Consider the following 18350-nt stretch of genomic DNA (forward strand, 5'->3'; position numbering starts at 1 on the left):
TTAAATCTCACCCTTATTAAAAATATCGGTTAGCACCGGAACGATTTGTTTTTTCCGTGAAACAACGCCTTTTAAAACAGCCGTATTATTCGCTAATGTTACATTATAAGCTTTTTCAACTGCAGCGGTTTTGCTTCCTAACGCTAACCCAACGGAATCGTTTGTTAAAATATCGGTCACAACAAATAAGAATAAATCTAAGTTCTTGTTCGCGATTTCTTTCGCAATTACTGCTTCTAATTCCGCTTGACGTGCGAGGACATCATTAGTATCAACGGCATTGACTTGAGCAATTTCCACCTTGCTCCCGCCCATTTCAAATTCTTTTGCATCAAGTGAGATGAGCTGCTCCACTGTCTTATCGCTTAAATCAGCGCCGGCCTTTAACATTTCAAGCCCATATGCGTCAGCATCAACTCCGGCAATTGCCGCTAATTCACGCGCTGCTGCCACATCCTCAGCCGTACAAGTAGGTGATTTAAACAACAATGAGTCAGAAATTATCGCTGATAACATTAGCCCAGCAATTTCCGGTTTTATCTCTTTGCCGTTTTCTTTATACATTTTATTTAAAATGGTCGCCGTGCAGCCAACAGGCTCGCAGCGATAATATAAAGGGTCACTGGTTTCAAAATTGGCAATGCGGTGGTGGTCAATGACTTCAAGGACGCGCACATCCGTAATATCATTGGCACTTTGCTGGCGTTCATTATGGTCAACTAAAATAACGGAATTAACTTCAGCTGCCACCGCTTCAACCAAGCGCGGAACCTCGGCATTGAATTGTTTCAGTGCATACTCCGTTTCGCCATTAATCTCGCCAAGGCGGACTGGCTCCACGTCCATTCCTAACTGTCTTTTTAAATCTGCATATGCAATTGCAGAACAAATCGTATCGGTGTCGGGATTTTTATGACCGAATATAAGTACTTTTTCCATGTTACTACTCCCAATCGTCTGAAATTATGTAGGACAAACCCAAATAGCTGTGAATGACCCCACCTGAAAATTATATATTATTCTGTTACAGGATTCAAAAAAATAAAATTTTTATAAACTAAACCCTTGCTTTTCAGCTGCTGTCCGCAACCTTTTTATTGCTTGCGAGTGGAGCTGAGAAATACGGGATTTATGAACATCTAAGACCTTGCTCACATCTGTTAAACTTAAATTTTCGTAATAGACTAAGGACAAGACGAGTTTTTCTCTTTCTGGCAGTGCGTCAATCAGGGCTGCTAATTGCTGTTTTCGTTCTTTTGCGGCCAGCCATTCCTCTTGTTTCTGAAAAAAATGGTCTTCAATCTGGTGATAGCTGGGAGCCTCCATGCCATCGTCAGCTAGCGGTTCATCAAGAGAGTACTGTTTAATCGAAGATATTTGAATGAGCGTCTGCTCATATTCTGCTGCCGACATGCCGAGGTGTTGACTCATTTCCTCAGCAGAAGGCTTCCTTAGCAGCACTTGCTCTAACGTATCCAACGCCTCGCGGATTAACTTTTCCTTTTTTCTTAATGAGCGGGAAACATGATCCGTTTGCCGCAAGCCATCAAGGATGGCGCCGCGAATGCGCTGAACAGCATACGTTTCAAATTTAACGCCTTGATTCGTGTCAAATTTACGGCTTGCATCCCATAATCCCACCATCCCAGACGAGAAAAGTTCGCTTTCATCTACCTGATCCGATAAGTTCTTTTTCATTTTTGCGACAACCATTTTAACCAATGGAATATATTTATCAAGCATCTCTTCCATCTTCAAATCCCCCATTGATTAAAAATTCAACATCTTCGTCAATTTACGGACAAAGCCTTTAATGCCACCATTCTCGCTCGGTTCAGCGCTGCCGGTTACAAACCGTTCCGCTAATCTCTTTAGCGTAAGGGATGCTGCAGATTTGGGTGCAGCCAAACAAAACGGTACTTGTTTTAACACAGCTTGGAGTACATGACTATCTTCGGGAATGGCGCCAAATATTTTTATGTCCCTTTTTAAAAAAGAATGAACAGCTGTTTTGAATTTACTTGCGACTTCCATACCTTCCTTCGGATTAGTGGCACGATTAATCACAAGCTGAAAAGATAAGGACGGGCGCTGACTATGCAGGATTTTTACTACGGAATAGGCGTCAGCAATCGCTGTCGGTTCAGGGGTGGTAATCAGCATGACCTCATCTGCCGACAGATGACATTGTTGCGATTCAAGGGTTAAGCCTGCCCCCGTATCGATAATAATGGTATCCGCATAGCCTTGCAATTTCTCTAATTCGGCAAAAAAGTAGCTTCTTTCCTCTTCCTGAAGCTGCAGGAGCTTGGTAAATCCGGAACCTCCGGCAATAAACTCCAAGCCGTTTGGACCCTTTTCTATTACATCCCAGACACTTTTCTGCTGCTGAATCATATCCAGTAAATGGGACTTGGGTGTCATCCCCATTAAAATATCAATATTGGCCATTCCAAGGTCGAGGTCGACCAAGACGACTTTTTGACCAAGATCTATCAGGCTAAGTGCAAAATTCAAGGCAAAGTTGGACTTTCCCACCCCGCCCTTCCCGCTGGCAACCGTTACCACTCGGGAAGACCGGACAGGGTCCGCTAAGGATTTAGATAACTGCCGCAAACTATAGGCTTGGTCTTGCTGCATTCTCATCCACTCCCAATATCTTTTTCGCGATATAAGCGGCAGAGGCCGCCATGATGTCCTGTGGAACTGCTTGACCAATACTAATATATGATAACGGATAGGGATAATGGTAAAGGATATTAAGGGCGGCACCGTAACAGGTCGTTTCATCCCATTTTGTTAAAATCAACTTATCAATCGGGACCGATTTCATTTTCTCAATGACCATCCTTAAATCACGCCAGCGCGTCGTCATACTGAGCACTAAATAATTTTCCTGTGGTGCATCATAATGAAGATATTGATTTATCTCCTCGATATATTCGTCCTCAAGATAATTTCTCCCCGAACTATCCATCAGGATTACCTGACAGCCTTTTAACCCATCTGCCGCATCCGCGAGTCCGTCTGGGTTCGTCACAACTTCAACGGGAACATTTAAGATGTTTGCGTATGTTTTTAACTGTTCAACGGCGGCAATTCGGTACGTATCGGTTGTTAACAGCCCGACACGCTGCCGTCCCTGCAACACCCGGACCGCTGCCAGTTTGGCTATTGTTGTCGTTTTGCCAACACCGGTTGGTCCGATTAAAGTAATCAAGAATGGACTCGAATCAACCTCTTTTGAGATGCCTTCTTTTAATAGCTCTTCCACAATGGTGAGAAAAGTTTGCTCGATTCCTTCGCTTGGCACTAGCTCTAAATTGTCGTATTTCATCGTTACTCTTTTGACAAGAAATTGAATGACTTCCTCATCTACTTCCTGGTCGCGGAGTCTCGCAACCCATTTTTCAAGCGGCTTGGGAATCGTCTTTGAGGCAGGGGTCCCTTTTACAATGGAGTGGATTAACCCCTTTACTTCAGAAAGCTCCTTCAGAACTTCTTGATGCGATTCCAATTTTACCTGCTCTGGTTCCGGCTCCGGTTCGGGCGGCTTTGATGCCACCGCCTTCTGGCTCTCAGCGGCAGCAAGGTCGCTTGCAGCCACAACTTCTAGTTTCTTGCGGCGCAAAAACCAGAAAAAACCTCCAGCCTTAACGGGTTTTGTTTTTAATATAATTGCTTCTTTGCCAAGATCTTGAAAAATCAGCGGGTAAGCATCGGATAAACGGTCGACTATATAGGTTTTAATAATCATAAATTCACCACTCCAACACTTTGAACTTCCACATTCGGTTCGAGCTCATTATAAGAAAGGATCGGAATATCGCCAAAAGCTATTTCGGTTACCTGTCTGACAAACATCCGAATTCCCGCTGACGTCAGGATGATGGGGCGAATCCCCAGCTGGGATGCTTGCTGAATCGATTCCGTAAAGGAATGCAGCATTCGCTGACTTGATTCTGGATCCAATGCTAAAATATCGCCCTGCTCTGTCCGTTGGATTGACTCTGCCAATTTCTTTTCAATCCCGGCGCCAACACGAAGGGCATGGATGACGCCATTCTGGGTATGCTGAGAGGATAACTGCCGCGATAACCCTTGGCGGACATATTCTGTTAAAATATCCGGATTTTTCGTATAAACGGCATGATCAGCCATTGCCTCAAAGATCGTAGACAGGCTGCGGATCGAGACATGCTCCTTCAACAGCTTCTGGAGCACCTTTTGAATCTCACCAACAGACAAGGTCTGACCAACAAGCTCCTCGACAAGCGACGGGTAACCCTCTTTCACATGATCAATTAATTGCTTCGTTTCTTCTCGTCCTAAAATTTCATGGGCATACTTTTTAATTGTTTCTGAAAGATGAGTGCTAATGACAGACGAAGGGTCCACAACGGTGTAACCAAATAATTCCGCATGATCCTTCATTTCTTCATTGACCCATAAGGCCGGGAGACCAAATGTCGGCTCGGTCGTTTCAATTCCTTCAATTCCATGTTCTTCAGCACCCGGATTCAACATCAGGAAATGGTCAAGCAAGATTTCACCGTTTGCCACTTCATTGCCTTTTATTTTGATACTATATTCATTCGGGCGAAGCTGGATATTATCGCGGATGCGAATCACCGGGACAACGAGCCCTAATTCCATCGCGATTTGCCGGCGAATCGCGACAACCCGGTCTAATAAATCACCGCCCTGATTGGCATCGGCCAATTTGATTAATCCAATGCCAAACTCGAATTCTATCGGATCCTCGCGAAGCAGGTTAAAGACATTCTCAGGCTTACGAACCTCCTCAAGCTCTTGTTCTGATTGCAGATTCTCTTTCGCTTCCTCCGTTTTGACCCGGTTTCTCTGCATTGTAAAACCACCGAAGGCAATCAGCCCGGCAATCCCCCATGTCAGGATAATCCCGATTGGAGTCACCACCCCTAACAGAGCAATCACAGCCGCGACGATGTATAGAAGCATCGGATAGGCGAAGATTTGCTTTGTCAGATCATCGCCAAGACTTCCGTCAGAGGCGGCTCTTGTCACGATGATTCCTGTTGCGGTTGAAATTAACAGCGCAGGGATCTGACTGACTAATCCGTCACCAACTGACAAGAGCGTAAATGTGCTGAGCGACTGGGAAAAATCCATCCCGTGCATCGTCATCCCAATGATAAAACCGCCGATGACATTGATAATCAAAATAATGATTCCGGCAATCGCATCGCCCTTAACGAATTTACTGGCACCATCCATGGAGCCGTAAAAGTCGGCTTCACGTTCAATTTTTTGCCGGCGATTCCGAGCATCCTTTTCGCTAATCATCCCGGCATTTAAATCGGCATCAATACTCATTTGCTTACCAGGCATCGCATCTAAGGTAAACCGAGCAGCTACCTCTGCTACCCGCTCTGCACCCTTAGTAATCACTAAGAATTGAATGATAACTAGGATTAAGAAAACGATGAATCCGACGACGGCATTTCCGGCGATGACAAAGTTTCCAAATGTCTCAATCACATTTCCCGCTTTTGCATTTGATAAAATCGACCGTGTGCTTGAAACATTCAAGGCTAAACGAAAAAGCGTCGTTAATAACAACAATGAGGGGAAAATCGAGAAATCGAGCGATTCCTTCGTATTCATAGCTATTAATAATATTAAAATCGAAATGGATAAATTTAAGATTAGCAGGATATCAAGCATAAACGTCGGCATGGGAATAACCATCATGGCGACTATCATAATCACAGCTAGTAATACGACAAGATTTTTCAGTTTCATTGTTTCACCTTCGCTGACTACTCAAAGTTCCTTTTATTCGATAAACATAAGCTAGTATCTCCGCTACTGCTTTAAAAAGCTCATCGGGAATTTCTCCGCCAATTTCGACACTGGCATACAGGGCACGCGCTAATGGTTTATTTTCCATAATCACGATCCTGTGTTCCTTGGCGGCTTCTTTAATTTTTAGGGCAAGGAAGTCGGCCCCTTTTGCAACCACAATCGGAACCTGCATTTTTCCTGCTTCATAGGCAATCGCCACTGCATAATGCGTCGGATTCGTCACGACTACTTGTGCGTTCGGAATTTCCTGCATCATCCGCGCCCGTGACATTTGCCGTTGTTTTTCCTTGATTTTATGCTTAATTAACGGATCGCCTTCCGTCTTTTTAAATTCATCTTTAATTTCTTGCTTTGACATCCGCAGCTTTTTGGCAAAATCAAAACGTTGGTACACAAGGTCCGCTGCCGCTATGACTAAATAGACAGCAGAAATCGTCAGACCCATTCGAATCATCAGCGAAGAAATAAAGCCGACAATCTGTAATGGTTCCATTTGTGGAAGCTTAAGAAACTCACCCTTTTCAGACCAGAGCATCAGACCCGCAACCGTGGCGACAGCGATAACCTTTAGCAGCGATTTAATAAATTCAACCAGCGTTCTTGCTGAGAATAAGCGCTTTGCCCCGGTAACCGGGTTCAGTTTATTAAGGTCCCACTTCAATGACTCCGGTGCGACCAGAAAGCCCACCTGTGAGAGATTAGACGCAAGCGACGCCAGCCAGGCAATAAATATCACCGGCACAGCAATCAACGCCCCCTCTTTTAACAGACCGACAAACAAGGTCGGAACAGATTCTTCCGTCAGGTTCATCAACAGCAAATCGGACAGACCGGAACGAACCAGCTGAAATAACCGGATGGCCATCTGCTGCCCATAGATTCCTAGAATCGAAAACGAGGCAATTAAAACAATTGCATTTGTGAGATCGGTACTCTTAGCAACCTGGCCTTTTTTCCTGGCATCCTGTTTTTTTCGTGGTGTAGCTTTTTCTGTTTTTTCCGCGAATAACTGTAAATCTAACGATAGCAGCATAATGTTTGTTCCTTTATGACCCAAATATCTGGAGAATATGTTCAAACGACTGGACCATGACATTGACAAGTCTGCCTAACACATAAAAAAATGCCGGCAATGTAACGTAGAGTACGATATAATGCATCATCATTTTCACCGGTACCCCAATGACAAAAAGATTCATTTGCGGAGCGGTTTTCGCTAGTATTCCTAAAGCGATATCGACTAAAAAGATGGAACCCAGCATCGGCGCCGCAATTAAAAACGCCAGCCAAAACATGTTTTTGATTGAATCTAGGGCAAGAATCACGAGATTGTCAGAGGCATCACTAGGGAGCCAAGCATCAATCGGAATCCATTGAAAGCTGGCCATGACCCCTTGAATTAGGATGTGATGACCATTGATGGATAGAAAAAAGACAATCGTGAGAATGTAATAAAAACGGCCGGTGATCGGTTCCTGCATGCTCGATTGCGGATTAAACATCGAGGCCATTGCAAACCCGCTTTGCAAATCAATAAAGCTGCCGGCCAGTTCAACAGCATAAAACAAAATCGCCGCAAAAAATCCCATACTAAGCCCGACAATGACTTCCTTCATGATCAGCAAGAGATAGTTTGAATTGAGCTCCAGTCCCTGTGGTACATCGAGCAAGCCGACCACGAGCAGCGAGATAAAAAAAGCCGTTCCCCACTTAAACGGGGCTGGAATTTGCCGATCCATCCATAAGGGGGCGGAAACAAAAAAGCTCGTCAGCCGCACAAATACAAGCAGAAATAAGGGTAGATAATCTAAATATGGCATCTGCTTATCCTATGAAACTCGAAAGATTGGCCAAAATATTTCGCGTAAAATCGACGAGATGGGTGAGCATCCAGGGACCGAATACCAATAGCCCCAAGAAGACAGCAATAATTTTTGGCGCAAACGACAGTGTCTGTTCTTGAATTTGCGTAACCGTCTGGATAATACTTACAATCAGCCCAACAACTAAGGCGATGCCCAAAATCGGGGCTACCACCATTAAGGTGAGGAAAATCGAATTTTGTCCCAGTCCCATAATACTCTCAGATGTCATCACAACACACTTCCTTATTTAAAGCTGACAAACAACGATTGTACGACTAAATGCCAGCCATCAACCAAGATAAATAGCAGAATTTTAAACGGCAAAGAAATCAAGGAAGGCGGGACCATCATCATCCCCATCGCCATCAGGATACTTGCCACAATCATATCGATAATCACAAACGGAATAAAAATCAAAAATCCCATTTGAAACGCTGTTTTCAGCTCACTAATCGCAAAAGCCGGGACAAGGGTAGTTAACGGGATATCGTCGATGCTGTTGATATTTTTCTTCTGACTGTAATCCAAAAATAGCTTTAAATCACTTTCCCGCGTTTGCTTGGCCATAAATTCTTTCATCGGGGCAGCCGCCTTATCCATAGCCGCAGTTTGGCTGATTTCACCTTTAAAAAACGGCTGAAGCGCCTGATTATTAACTTGTTGCAGTGTTGGACCCATTACAAAAAAAGTAAGCAAAAGACTGATTCCCATGATGACCTGGTTTGGCGGCATTTGCTGCGTTCCAAGCGAATTTCGGACAAACGAAAGGACAATCGCAATCCGCGTAAACGACGTCATTAATAAAAGAATGCTCGGAGCAACCGATAGAACCGTTAACAGCAGGATGAGCTTCACAGTCATCGATGTATCATTGCCCGTCCCGCCGAAGTTAAGCTGCAGTCCCGTATCAGCCGGGGCAGCGAACGCATTCATAGAAAAAAGAAAAAACACTATAGGTGTCAGGAGGAATACTTTTCTCACGGTCCATCTCCCCCTTTCATGAGCGGTCTTGATTTTGGGCCTGGTTAGATTGGACGTCCTTTAGCTGCTCGATGAAGTGGGAGTTCCATTTTTCCTCTTTAGTTTTTCGGTTAAAAAAGTCACGATTCCACTTCCACTTCAGCTTCCATTTCCCTTTCCACTTATCGGAAATATCCACAGGTGTCTGAGCAACCGATTCTAACAATTTCGTTTGCTCTTCCCCTGGAGGAATCGTGCGAATGACATTAATACTTTCACCGACACCAAGAATATATAACGTATCGCCAATCATCAGGAGCTGAACGGAACGATTATTGCCAAACGGATGCCCTCCGATCGCATGAAAGGCGCTTCCGGATCCAAGGATTTTGGTTTTCCGTGAAATAAATCTTAACATGAAGTAGATTAAGGCAATGATTAACAGAAACGACCCAATAAATTGCAACGCATAAAGCCCCGTTGAGGCGGCAGAAGTGTCAGGTTTTGCCGGGGGAAGGTTTTTTTCTTGCTGTGAGTTTTTTTTGTATTGATCGTAAACCGTTTTCTCACTCGCATGTGCCGTTTGTAATGGCAAATGAACAAGAAGCAAAATAGCGGTTAACATCACAAGCCATTTCTTCAGATGGTGCACAAAGCTTTCCCCTTTCACTTCAAATTCTTTTCCCGTATGTGTTTTGGGACAATTTCTGAAACCTTTACTGATAACTTATCCTCTATGACCACGAGTTCTCCGGTGGCAATCGCCATACTGTTTACCAATACATCGACATGCTGACCCGCAAGCTTGTCTAACTGAAGCACTGACCCTGTTTGCAGTTCAAGAATTTCGCGGACTTTTTTCTTCGTTCTTCCGAGTTCAAAGGATACTTGAACAGAAACATCGGTTAGTAATGTGAGTTGTTTTTTTTCTGGAGCAATGTCCGGCTGTTCGATGATGGGCGAAAACTGCACCGATTGGACAGCTCCATTCGATTCGCTTCTTCTTTCCTTCACACTAAAATGCCCCTTTTCTTAGTTAATGGGAAAGCCGCTGATGAAAATGGCGGATGACCGCAAGTTCATCGAGCTGGTCTTGTTCGACTTTTTTCTCTTTTTGCAGAAAGGTATCGAGGGATTTATCGCGGAGAAAATTCCACATCCGCTCATCCTTATGCTTCTCCAAATATTTCTCCTGCTTAATCCGCAGCTCTTCATCGAGTTTGCCCAGCACTTCTTTTGCCTGAGCGATTTTTTGGATTAAGAGATTCAGATAATGTGACTGCTGCTGCATTTCCACTACCGAAGTCATCCTGTTTGCGCGGTTCATTTGTTCATCCTGTTCCTCCAGCAAACAATGAATCTCTTCCTTCAATTGATCCTTCTTCTTTACTAGACTGCCATATTCGGAAAAAGCCTGCTCTTTTTCCTTTTCTTTCAGGTTTAGGATATGTTCGTATGGAAACCGAAAAGTCATCTGCTGCTCACTCCGAATCGTGATTGTAATTGTTCAATCGTGGTTTGAATGGAAGGAGCTTCGCTTGTGCTTTGTTTTCGAAACTGATCAATCCAGCCCTTGGCATCAATCGCATCGTCAATTTCCCGGTCCGTTCCCCGTTTATAAGCACCGATTTGAATCAAATCCTCCGCTTTTTGGAACACACTCGTATGCTGCTTCAACATTTCCGCGGCAAGCAGGTGTTCATTCGGGACAATATCCTTCATTACTCGGCTGACACTCGATAAAATGTCAATCGCCGGATAAACTCCTTTATGGGCAAGCTTACGGTCTAAGACAATATGTCCATCCAAGATGCCTCTCACGGTATCGGCAACCGGTTCATTCATATCGTCGCCATCGACGAGCACCGTGTAAAAGGCGGTAATACTGCCATGTTCATTCGTTCCCGCCCGCTCCAGCAACCGCGGCAGCATCGCAAACACAGACGGGGTATAGCCTTTCGTCGCCGGCGGTTCGCCAATCGCTAAGCCAATTTCCCGTTGCGCCATGGCAATCCTCGTGACGGAATCCATCATTAAATTCACATTCATTCCCTGGTCCCGGAAAAATTCAGCAATCGCCGTCGTAATCATCGCTCCTTTAATCCGAATCAGGGCCGGCTGATCCGAGGTCGCGACGATAACGACTGATTTTTTCAGACCTTCTTCGCCTAAATCCCGTTCAATAAAATCAAGCACTTCTCTGCCCCGTTCACCGATAAGGCCAATGACATTCACATCTGCCTCGGTATTTCGGGCAATCATCCCAAGCAGCGTGCTTTTTCCAACACCGCTCCCGGCAAACACACCAACCCGCTGCCCTTTTCCAACCGTCAATAGTCCGTCAATTGTCCGAACGCCGACACTTAACGGCTCGGTAATGCGCGGTCGCAGCAATGGATTTGGCGGTAAATTATCTGCCTTTATCTCAAGAAGGCCGACTGGAAGATGACTGCCATCCAATGGATTGCCTAAGCCGTCCAACACCTTCCCTAACAGATCTGTGCCTGCCTTCACGGTTAATGGCCTTCCGGTTGACACCACATCACAGCCGGGTCCAATCGATTGAAGCTCACCGAGCGGCATGAGCAGGACCTTATTGTTGCGGAAGCCAACCACTTCCGCCATGATCGGCTTTTGCTGCTGGCTGGAAATGATATGACAAATGTCTCCCAGTTTCACATCCGGACCTTGTGATTCAATGGTCAGGCCAATTACCTGTGTCACTTTGCCATTCATCTTAATCGGATTCACTGTTTCGAGGACATCTAAATAGGCTTGAAGATTCCATTTACTCACTTGACTCTAGCTCCTGCTGATAGGTTAATAATGCTTTTTTGATTTCACTTAATTGGACATCGATTCTGGCATCGACACTTCCGGAAGAGGTATGAATCATACATCCTCCCTGCAACACCGAATAATCAGGGACAATTTTTATCTCAATTTTCCCATTTACGACCGATAACAATTGCTCACGCTGCTTTTGGACAAAGGCGAAGTCCGCTGGCGCGACACTAATCGTTAAGGAAGTGGTTTCGTAAACGGATGACAGCGACTGTTTAATCATCGGCAGCAATGCCTCTTGGTTCAGTTGTAATTCCTGTTGTAAAATTTTCTTGGCAATCTCGACGCTCAACTCAATCACAAACGGCTCTGCCTCTTGAATGACGGCTTGTTTTTCTTGAAAGGCTTGTTCTAAAATAGCGCTTGCCTGCTCAATGATTTCACGATTTTGAAGCTTGGCATGTTCCGTCCCCTCTTCAAACCCGTTTTGATAGCCTTCCTGGTAGCCCCGCCTTTTTTCCTCTTCCAGCTGGAGAAGGAACTGCGCTTGTTCACTCTTCTTCCATTCCGCTAATTCCGCAGCGATTTGCGCCTTTTGCTCGGCGAGTTCTCTTTCGCGCTGAACGTTCAGTAATTGTTCTGGCTCATGGACAACTTCTGTTAATTCTTCCTGGGAAAATTGATGATTTGGCAGCGTGATTAGTTTCTGCCCATCCTTTTTGACAACATGCAACGATTTAACAATCTTAGATGACAAGGTCCTCTTCCTCTTCCATGATCTCTTCTACTTGTTCCTGTGTTGGTTGATTTCGAGAGATAATAATCACACCTTCGTACTCTAATTTCCTAACAATGCTGACAATTCGGCTTTGCGCCTCTTCCATTTCTTTCTGGCGGACCGGTTCATTAGCAGCTAATTCTTCCTCAAGAGTTTCTAAGCGGCGTTTGGAAATATTAGCGAAGATGGCATTTTTAACCGCTTCACTGGCGCTTCTTAGTGCAAGCGGAAGATCTTGATTAGCCACATCCATCAAAATTCGCTGGATAGAGCGATTATCGAGAAGGCTCAGATCCTCAAACACAAACATCCGTTGTTTGATTTCATTCGCAAGCTCTGGATCCTTATCGGCAAATGTCTCCAGAATATTTTTCTCTGTTCCGCGGTTAACACTGCTGAGAATATTGACAATCGAATCAATCCCGTTTTGCCCGTTCGAGTCATTATTTTCGGCCAATGATAGCTTTTCAATGAATGCCTGTTCCACCTGCCGGACAATTTCCGGGGAGGTAAAGCCCATCAAGGCAATCCGCTTGGAAATTTCAAACTGGCGCTCCGGCGAAATTAACGAAAGCACCGCGGCAGCTTGGTCCGAATTAAGATAGGATAAGACGAGCGCAATCGTTTGAGCATTTTCCGTTTGCAATAACTGGACGATTCTTTTCGGCTCCACCTCAGCAAGAAATTCGAACGGCCTCTCATCCGGACGTTTGAACTCATCAATTCGATTCATAAAGCTGGCTGCCTTTTCCTCACCAAAGGTACGTAGCAATAATTCTTTCGCAACGTCCGCACCTCCGTAAGATACGACCCGGGAAGCGACGACAAGATCATGAAATTCCTTTAAAATTTTCTCGGTCACATCTGGAGGAACCTTGCGTAAATTGGAAATTTCGGTGGTAATACTCTCAATCTCTTTTTCTTCCATATGTTTCAATACTTGAACGGTTACATCCGGACCTAAGGAAAGCAGTAAGATGGCTGCCTTCTGAATGTTTGTATAGATTTCCATCTTAGTGCATTCCTCCTGTTATTCCTTCATCCAATTTCTAAGCAATCCAACAAATTCACCCGGGTGCTCTTTTGCCAGTTGTTCGATTTGCTGTTTTAGAGCTACCTTCTCTTCCTCTTTATCGACATGGGTTCTAATCATTTGCGGCTCAAACATTGGGAACACTTCATCTTCTAGCTCCTCTGGCTTTTTCCTGCGAAAAATAAGAACCAATATAAGGAGAATGAGCAGAACTCCTGCACCAATTAAACTATAAAGCAGCCAATTTGGGAGGGTGTTTGCCGTTTCTGTTTCACTCGCTGGCACAATATTTCCGCTAAATTCCCTTGGGAAGACTGTAATCCGTGAGCCCACATTCTGATCGGTTACGTTCGGGTTATCGCTGAGCGCCGTTCTAACCACATTCGAAAGGATTTGCTGAATATTTTCTTTCGTATCCTTTGTTAATGAACTAGGGTTCTTCGGGTCAGGCGGCTCGACGCCGACATTAATCGTCATGTCCTCGATTTTATACGGACTTTGAACAATCTCCTTCGAAATCCGATTCACTTCATAATTCACACGGCTTTCGATATCATCCGACTTACTTTCCTGGCCCCCGTCCGTACCAGTCCCGGCATAACCAGGAGTGTCGGATTGACCGGTGCCGCTTACAGCAGCAGAGGTATCCTTCCCGCTGTAAGTTTTTTGAATTTTTTCGGCACTGATTGCGATGCCCTCGTTTGTTTCTTTATTGACAGGCTCAACGAGATCCTCCTTCGTTTTTACCTGGTCAAAATTCAAGCGGACATATGCCTGTACGAGTACTTTATTCTGGCCGATAATCGTTCCTAGCATTTGCTGGAGGTTTTTTTGGATATCCGCTTCGACATCCTTTTGAATCTTCCGCTGCTCCTCATACGTCCCAGTTGCGCCTGGATTTTCCTGGGATAGATTGTCCAAGCCATTCCCGTACTGGTCGGTCATGATGATATTATCTTTAGGCAAATTAGGAATACTCTTCGAAACTAAATGATATAAGGTTTGAACCTGCTTCGGTTCCAATTCATAGCCTGGCTGAAGCGTAATGACAACGGAAGCAGAGGCCTTTTCTTTTTCGTTTGGTTTAATAAATAGGGTTTCCTTAGGAGTCGAGATCACGACCTGTGCGCTTTTCACCCCATTTACATGTGACAGTAAATTTGCCACTTGTCCCTGCAGCGCTTCTCGCTCCATCGCATCCAGCTGCCGGTCCGTCGCCCCGAACTGCATGTTTTTCGCCATTTCGGAAAAACTGATTGAGCCTGTTTTCGGAAGCCCTTTGGCCGCCAGTGACACGAGTAAATTCGAAGCATCTTTTTCAGGAACTAAAATGGTTGTCCCGCTATTCCCCAGCTGATATTGGGTAAACCCCTGACGATCAAGTTCTGCCTTAATATCACCGATTTCCTGCTGGCTCATCTCATTTGTGTAGAGCGGCACAAGATTGGGTTTAGAGACAAAGTAAATGGTGAGCGACAACACCAAGACAATAAAAATAAACAGACCAATTGAGAGAAGTTTATTTTTATTGCTAACCGATTTCCAATACTCACTGATTTTCCCACTAAATTCTCGTATCTGTTGATTCATGATTTCTCCACTTTTTCTTTAAAAAATTAAGGCGCTTCCGCTTTTTAAACTTGCATTCTCATTATTTCTTGGTAGGCTTCTACTGCTTTATCACGTATTTGCGTGGTTAGTTGCACAGCGATGCTTGCTTTTTGCGCTGCAATTGTGACATCGTGCAAATTGATATCTTCACCTTTTGCCAAGGAAATCGATTTGGTTTCAAAATCTTTTACAGCATTGTCTGTCTGTTGGATATATTGATTTAACATCGATTCAAACGATGATGTGCCTTCCGTCTTTTGCGGTTTATTTAACGATAATAAACTGCTAGACGGATCAATTCCTGTAATTTTCATCACAATTCCGCCCCTTATTTACCAATTTCTAATGCTTTTTGCAGCATCGTTTTCCCGGCATTAAAGGCCGTTATATTTGCCTCATATGCCCTTGAGGTCGCCATTAAATCTACCATTTCCTTTGTCACATCGACATTCGGCATCATTACATAGCCCTGCTCATCGCTGTCCGGGTTTGATGGATCATAAACAGCTTTAAAGGGTGTCTGATCTTCAACAATTTTATTGACCCGGACTCCTGTGGGATTTAATTCCTGTTTTAAAATAGAATCGAAAGTGGACGGCGCACCTGCAGCAAGTTCCACCATTTTTCTGCGGTAGGGAACCCATTCGCCATTCACAAACTCTCCTCTCGTCGTATTGGCATTGGCAATATTGGACGATACTACATCTAATTTAAGGCGCTGGGCCGTTAAGGCGGAACCGTTAATTGAAAGAGATTGGAAGATCGACATTTATTTACCCTCTTCCTTTAATCGACATTTTTAATAAATTGAACTCTTCGTTCATTCCATAAGCTAACGATTGATACCATAATGAGTTTTTACTCATTTCCGTCATTTCAAAATCCAAATCGACACCATTGCCATTATTCCTCATTACGGTATGTTTATTTACTAGTTTTGGAGAAGGTATATTACTTGAGTTACCAATAGCTATGTGCTTTTCATTTGTACGTTTCCCGGAAAAAGAGCTATGTAATTCCTGCTGGAGCATGTCCTCAAATGAAACCCGCTGCGGCTTGTAATTAGGAGTATCAGCATTTGCGATGTTATTAGAAATAGCCTTTTGTCTTAACGATGAAGCATCTAGTGCTTGAGACATAATTCCGATTATCTGACTCATCCATTTCACCTACTACATTTCATTAATTTGACAGCATTCGATATTATTCTACATGAATATGGCAAGGTTGGAAATAAATTTTTCTAGATGGTCAAAGAAAACTCCTAATGAATTCGCATTAGGAGGATTTTCCTTGTTTCATCGCTTGAGACCACGTATTTTTTAGTTCGATTAGCATATTTTCAATTTCGACAATCATAGCGATGTCTTTATTGATATTCGCTGTAATTAATTTACTTTTCATATATTCATATAGTGATAACAACGAGTTGGAAATCTCATAGTCCATGTTCAAAGTGGTCATCAATTCGGTCAGAATGTCTTGTGTTTTGACAAGTGAACTATTTGCCTTCGGGATATCCTTTTTTTCAATCGCCAGTTTTGCCTGATGAAGAAACTTGATGGCGCCATTATAAAGCATTAAGGTTAGTTCTTCCGGGCGAGCGGTCGTTACTTGATTTCGTTGGTAGACTTCCTGCGGATTTAGCATCTTACAACTTCCCCTTTATTGTCTAGCTTTAGCACCCAGCGTCTAGTGTACTTCGCTACACGGGCGCTTCCGCTTTTCTTATTTCTTCGAATCGTAAAATATCCCTTTGGATACAGGTATCATTTCTTCGTATTGTTTAGTTAAGAATGTTTCATTTTGCTGTGTACGCATTCGCATGCTGAGCTTTTTCAATGCTTGCTCGAGCTTCTGCTGAACATCACGTTCCAAGTGCATTTGCTGCTGCAGCTGCTGTTTTATTTGCTCATTCATCAGGATGGTTCCCGCCTGGTGATCAAGTTTATCGATGGCGGCGATACAGTTCTGCCGTTCTTCTAGTAAAGCAAACACCTCTTCATCTTTGCCTGTATCGAGTGCCTTTTTCATTGCTAATGTCTGCTGATAATATTCTTTTAGCAGTCCTGCTTTTTCATTAATCATTCAGATTCACCTAGTTTACAAGTTTAAAAGGGGGCTGGCGAAATTTCCGTTATTCTCACGCCGAAGTGTTCGTCAATCACGACCACTTCCCCCTTCGCAACAAGTTTGTTGTTAACATAAATATCAACCGGTTCTCCGGCCATTTTGTCCAAATCGACAATAGAGCCGCTGGTCAATTCAAGAACCTCACTGATTCTCTTTTTTGTCCTTCCAAGCTCGACGACGACCTCTAATGGGATATCGAGGAGCAGCGGTAAATTGATCGACTCTTCTTTCAGCTCCTTCGTTTCCTTTGCTGAAAGCTCAGAAAAACGAAATGGTTCCTCCGCCTTTCGTTCACTGCTGCCAAGAAGTGTTTCCATTTCCTCCTGTGTAAGCTTGCCCTTATCGTTCATTTTTTTCTTCCCCTTCTACTACTTGTTCAATCTTAATTGCCATCCGTGACTTTTTTGTTCCCGGGAAAGCCAAAAATTTCGTCTCTTCATTAATTTTTACACTCAGCGGTTCTTCGACTGGCTGATCCAATTGGATCACATCATTGACAGACAATCCAAGAAACTCTTCAATCGAAATCGCTGCACGCCCTAATTCCACCCGAACGGGAACCGTTAAATGTTCAATTCGATCCTGAATAAAGTCATTTTCTTGATTGTTTTTCACTTCTTGGCCATAAACTAACAAGTGATGAGCAGAAAGCATCGAAATAAACGGCTCTAAAAGTGTATAGGGCAGACAAAGCTGAAGCTGTTCCAGATTATCCCCAAAACTAATATCAAAAGCCATTACCACGACCCGGTCAGCAGGATCAACGAGCTGTAAAAATTGCGGATTGGTTTCGACATTAGCACTTTTCAGTTTAAGTGTGATAATATCTGCCCAGGCCTTGTGCAGATTCTGAATTATCCCTTCTACCACCCGCTTTAAAACATTCGTTTCAATCGGAGTAATTGACGAGGTTTCAGAATCCTCCCAGATTCCTTTCCCTCCCAGCAGGAGGTCAATCATAGAAAAAGCCATTCGCGGCGGGAAATTCAAGGCCAGACGCTTTTCCTGTCCGCTCGCTTCAAGCACCGCTAAAACGGTTTGTCCGGGCAATGTTTGAATGAAATCCTCATAAGTAACCTGTTCGGCAGAAACCACATCAACCTGGGTGATGGTCCGCAGCAGCGTTGAAAATGTGGAAGACAACCGATAGGCAAACGATTCATGAATTTTCTTCAGCACACGAAGCTGCTCTGTCGATAGGCGCTTCTGCGCCCGCTTAAAATCATAAACCTTCACATTTGCTGTCTGATTTGCTTCAGTTATATCTTCATGTGAAATCGAATTACGTTCAGCCATTACTCTTTTCCTCTCCATCTTGTTCCATTTCCATAAAATGATA

General features: G+C 44.0%; 22 protein-coding genes and 1 pseudogene. All 23 read right to left on the bottom strand.

The window, feature by feature from the left end:
• The 23 genes and pseudogenes from ACFVSW_RS13365 to fliM all read right to left on the bottom strand — a co-directional run bounded on the left by ACFVSW_RS13365 (nt 1) and on the right by fliM (nt 18307).
• Nucleotides 1–939: a manganese-dependent inorganic pyrophosphatase gene (locus ACFVSW_RS13365; protein WP_387316713.1), complete on the bottom strand. Its 939-nt coding sequence runs from the start codon at nt 937–939 to the stop codon at nt 1–3.
• A 111-nt stretch (nt 940–1050) separates the two neighbouring features.
• Nucleotides 1051–1752, bottom strand: coding sequence for a FliA/WhiG family RNA polymerase sigma factor (locus ACFVSW_RS13370; protein WP_387316715.1), 702 nt, complete (start codon nt 1750–1752; stop codon nt 1051–1053).
• An 18-nt stretch (nt 1753–1770) separates the two neighbouring features.
• The gene (locus ACFVSW_RS13375) at nt 1771–2640 is read right to left on the bottom strand and encodes a MinD/ParA family protein (protein WP_387316717.1); all 870 of its coding nucleotides are present in this window, start codon (nt 2638–2640) and stop codon (nt 1771–1773) included.
• Nucleotides 2618–3757 (bottom strand): flagellar biosynthesis GTPase FlhF, encoded by a 1140-nt coding sequence (gene flhF, locus ACFVSW_RS13380; RefSeq protein ID WP_387316719.1) that lies wholly within the window; start codon nt 3755–3757, stop codon nt 2618–2620. The genes ACFVSW_RS13375 and flhF overlap by 23 nt, the downstream gene beginning before the upstream one ends.
• Complete coding sequence (flhA, locus tag ACFVSW_RS13385; protein ID WP_387316720.1) at nt 3754–5784, bottom strand: flagellar biosynthesis protein FlhA; 2031 nt, start codon at nt 5782–5784, stop codon at nt 3754–3756. The genes flhF and flhA overlap by 4 nt, the downstream gene beginning before the upstream one ends.
• A 4-nt stretch (nt 5785–5788) precedes the next feature.
• On the bottom strand, nt 5789–6880 hold the full coding sequence (gene flhB, locus ACFVSW_RS13390; protein WP_387316722.1) for a flagellar biosynthesis protein FlhB: 1092 nt from the start codon (nt 6878–6880) through the stop codon (nt 5789–5791).
• A gap of 13 nt (nt 6881–6893) precedes the next feature.
• Entirely contained in the window at nt 6894–7667 is a 774-nt protein-coding gene (gene fliR / locus ACFVSW_RS13395) for a flagellar biosynthetic protein FliR (protein ID WP_387316724.1), read from the bottom strand.
• 4 nt (nt 7668–7671) lie between these two features.
• Complete coding sequence (fliQ, locus tag ACFVSW_RS13400) at nt 7672–7941, bottom strand: flagellar biosynthesis protein FliQ (protein ID WP_066086251.1); 270 nt, start codon at nt 7939–7941, stop codon at nt 7672–7674.
• A 14-nt stretch (nt 7942–7955) separates the two neighbouring features.
• Complete coding sequence (gene fliP, locus ACFVSW_RS13405) at nt 7956–8573, bottom strand: flagellar type III secretion system pore protein FliP (RefSeq protein WP_387316936.1); 618 nt, start codon at nt 8571–8573, stop codon at nt 7956–7958.
• 136 nt (nt 8574–8709) lie between these two features.
• Nucleotides 8710–9324, bottom strand: a complete 615-nt coding sequence (locus tag ACFVSW_RS13410; RefSeq protein ID WP_387316725.1) for a flagellar biosynthetic protein FliO — start codon at nt 9322–9324, stop codon at nt 8710–8712.
• A gap of 14 nt (nt 9325–9338) precedes the next feature.
• Nucleotides 9339–9686 (bottom strand): flagellar motor switch protein FliN, encoded by a 348-nt coding sequence (gene fliN / locus ACFVSW_RS13415; RefSeq protein ID WP_387316727.1) that lies wholly within the window; start codon nt 9684–9686, stop codon nt 9339–9341.
• A gap of 22 nt (nt 9687–9708) precedes the next feature.
• On the bottom strand, nt 9709–10146 hold the full coding sequence (gene fliJ / locus ACFVSW_RS13420) for a flagellar export protein FliJ (RefSeq protein WP_387316729.1): 438 nt from the start codon (nt 10144–10146) through the stop codon (nt 9709–9711).
• Nucleotides 10143–11408 carry a flagellar protein export ATPase FliI gene (gene fliI / locus ACFVSW_RS13425; protein ID WP_387316939.1) on the bottom strand — a complete coding sequence of 422 codons (1266 nt, stop codon included), beginning with the start codon at nt 11406–11408 and terminating at the stop codon, nt 10143–10145. Before fliI ends, fliJ begins: the two co-directional genes overlap by 4 nt.
• Before the next feature lie 52 nt (nt 11409–11460).
• Nucleotides 11461–12213 carry a FliH/SctL family protein gene (locus ACFVSW_RS13430; protein WP_387316731.1) on the bottom strand — a complete coding sequence of 251 codons (753 nt, stop codon included), beginning with the start codon at nt 12211–12213 and terminating at the stop codon, nt 11461–11463.
• The gene (fliG, locus tag ACFVSW_RS13435) at nt 12203–13246 is read right to left on the bottom strand and encodes a flagellar motor switch protein FliG (RefSeq protein ID WP_387316733.1); all 1044 of its coding nucleotides are present in this window, start codon (nt 13244–13246) and stop codon (nt 12203–12205) included. Before fliG ends, ACFVSW_RS13430 begins: the two co-directional genes overlap by 11 nt.
• Before the next feature lie 18 nt (nt 13247–13264).
• Nucleotides 13265–14857 (bottom strand): flagellar basal-body MS-ring/collar protein FliF, encoded by a 1593-nt coding sequence (gene fliF / locus ACFVSW_RS13440; protein ID WP_387316735.1) that lies wholly within the window; start codon nt 14855–14857, stop codon nt 13265–13267.
• A gap of 44 nt (nt 14858–14901) precedes the next feature.
• Nucleotides 14902–15192: a flagellar hook-basal body complex protein FliE gene (gene fliE / locus ACFVSW_RS13445; protein ID WP_387316941.1), complete on the bottom strand. Its 291-nt coding sequence runs from the start codon at nt 15190–15192 to the stop codon at nt 14902–14904.
• A gap of 14 nt (nt 15193–15206) precedes the next feature.
• Nucleotides 15207–15647: a flagellar basal body rod protein FlgC gene (gene flgC / locus ACFVSW_RS13450; RefSeq protein ID WP_387316737.1), complete on the bottom strand. Its 441-nt coding sequence runs from the start codon at nt 15645–15647 to the stop codon at nt 15207–15209.
• 4 nt (nt 15648–15651) lie between these two features.
• Entirely contained in the window at nt 15652–16038 is a 387-nt protein-coding gene (gene flgB, locus ACFVSW_RS13455; RefSeq protein ID WP_387316739.1) for a flagellar basal body rod protein FlgB, read from the bottom strand.
• 118 nt (nt 16039–16156) lie between these two features.
• Nucleotides 16157–16528 carry a flagellar export chaperone FliS gene (gene fliS, locus ACFVSW_RS13460; RefSeq protein WP_387316741.1) on the bottom strand — a complete coding sequence of 124 codons (372 nt, stop codon included), beginning with the start codon at nt 16526–16528 and terminating at the stop codon, nt 16157–16159.
• 78 nt (nt 16529–16606) lie between these two features.
• Nucleotides 16607–16966, bottom strand: coding sequence for a hypothetical protein (locus ACFVSW_RS13465; protein WP_387316743.1), 360 nt, complete (start codon nt 16964–16966; stop codon nt 16607–16609).
• 23 nt (nt 16967–16989) lie between these two features.
• Nucleotides 16990–17226: pseudogene (fliN, locus tag ACFVSW_RS13470) on the bottom strand (flagellar motor switch protein FliN); the annotation flags it as partial.
• 124 nt (nt 17227–17350) lie between these two features.
• Nucleotides 17351–18307: a flagellar motor switch protein FliM gene (gene fliM / locus ACFVSW_RS13475; protein ID WP_387316744.1), complete on the bottom strand. Its 957-nt coding sequence runs from the start codon at nt 18305–18307 to the stop codon at nt 17351–17353.
• Between the last annotated feature and the right edge of the window lie 43 nt (nt 18308–18350).

The sequence above is a fragment of the Neobacillus sp. NPDC058068 genome, assembly GCF_042885335.1.
Taxonomy (GTDB): Bacteria; Bacillota; Bacilli; order Bacillales; family Cytobacillaceae; genus Neobacillus.

Bases quoted from the DNA above. Each gene is read 5' to 3' on its own strand.
- ACFVSW_RS13365 (WP_387316713.1), bottom strand. From the start codon at position 939: ATGGAAAAAGTACTTATATTCGGTCATAAAAATCCCGACACCGATACG.
- ACFVSW_RS13370 (WP_387316715.1), bottom strand. From the start codon at position 1,752: ATGGAAGAGATGCTTGATAAATATATTCCATTGGTTAAAATGGTTGTC.
- ACFVSW_RS13375 (WP_387316717.1), bottom strand. From the start codon at position 2,640: ATGCAGCAAGACCAAGCCTATAGTTTGCGGCAGTTATCTAAATCCTTA.
- flhF (WP_387316719.1), bottom strand. From the start codon at position 3,757: ATGATTATTAAAACCTATATAGTCGACCGTTTATCCGATGCTTACCCG.
- flhA (WP_387316720.1), bottom strand. From the start codon at position 5,784: ATGAAACTGAAAAATCTTGTCGTATTACTAGCTGTGATTATGATAGTC.
- flhB (WP_387316722.1), bottom strand. From the start codon at position 6,880: ATGCTGCTATCGTTAGATTTACAGTTATTCGCGGAAAAAACAGAAAAA.
- fliR (WP_387316724.1), bottom strand. From the start codon at position 7,667: ATGCCATATTTAGATTATCTACCCTTATTTCTGCTTGTATTTGTGCGG.
- fliQ (WP_066086251.1), bottom strand. From the start codon at position 7,941: ATGACATCTGAGAGTATTATGGGACTGGGACAAAATTCGATTTTCCTC.
- fliP (WP_387316936.1), bottom strand. From the start codon at position 8,573: ATGACTGTGAAGCTCATCCTGCTGTTAACGGTTCTATCGGTTGCTCCG.
- fliJ (WP_387316729.1), bottom strand. From the start codon at position 10,146: ATGACTTTTCGGTTTCCATACGAACATATCCTAAACCTGAAAGAAAAG.
- fliI (WP_387316939.1), bottom strand. From the start codon at position 11,408: ATGAATGGCAAAGTGACACAGGTAATTGGCCTGACCATTGAATCACAA.
- fliG (WP_387316733.1), bottom strand. From the start codon at position 13,246: ATGGAAATCTATACAAACATTCAGAAGGCAGCCATCTTACTGCTTTCC.
- fliF (WP_387316735.1), bottom strand. From the start codon at position 14,857: ATGAATCAACAGATACGAGAATTTAGTGGGAAAATCAGTGAGTATTGG.
- fliE (WP_387316941.1), bottom strand. From the start codon at position 15,192: ATGAAAATTACAGGAATTGATCCGTCTAGCAGTTTATTATCGTTAAAT.
- flgC (WP_387316737.1), bottom strand. From the start codon at position 15,647: ATGTCGATCTTCCAATCTCTTTCAATTAACGGTTCCGCCTTAACGGCC.
- flgB (WP_387316739.1), bottom strand. From the start codon at position 16,038: ATGAGTCAGATAATCGGAATTATGTCTCAAGCACTAGATGCTTCATCG.
- fliS (WP_387316741.1), bottom strand. From the start codon at position 16,528: ATGCTAAATCCGCAGGAAGTCTACCAACGAAATCAAGTAACGACCGCT.
- ACFVSW_RS13465 (WP_387316743.1), bottom strand. From the start codon at position 16,966: ATGATTAATGAAAAAGCAGGACTGCTAAAAGAATATTATCAGCAGACA.
- fliM (WP_387316744.1), bottom strand. From the start codon at position 18,307: ATGGCTGAACGTAATTCGATTTCACATGAAGATATAACTGAAGCAAAT.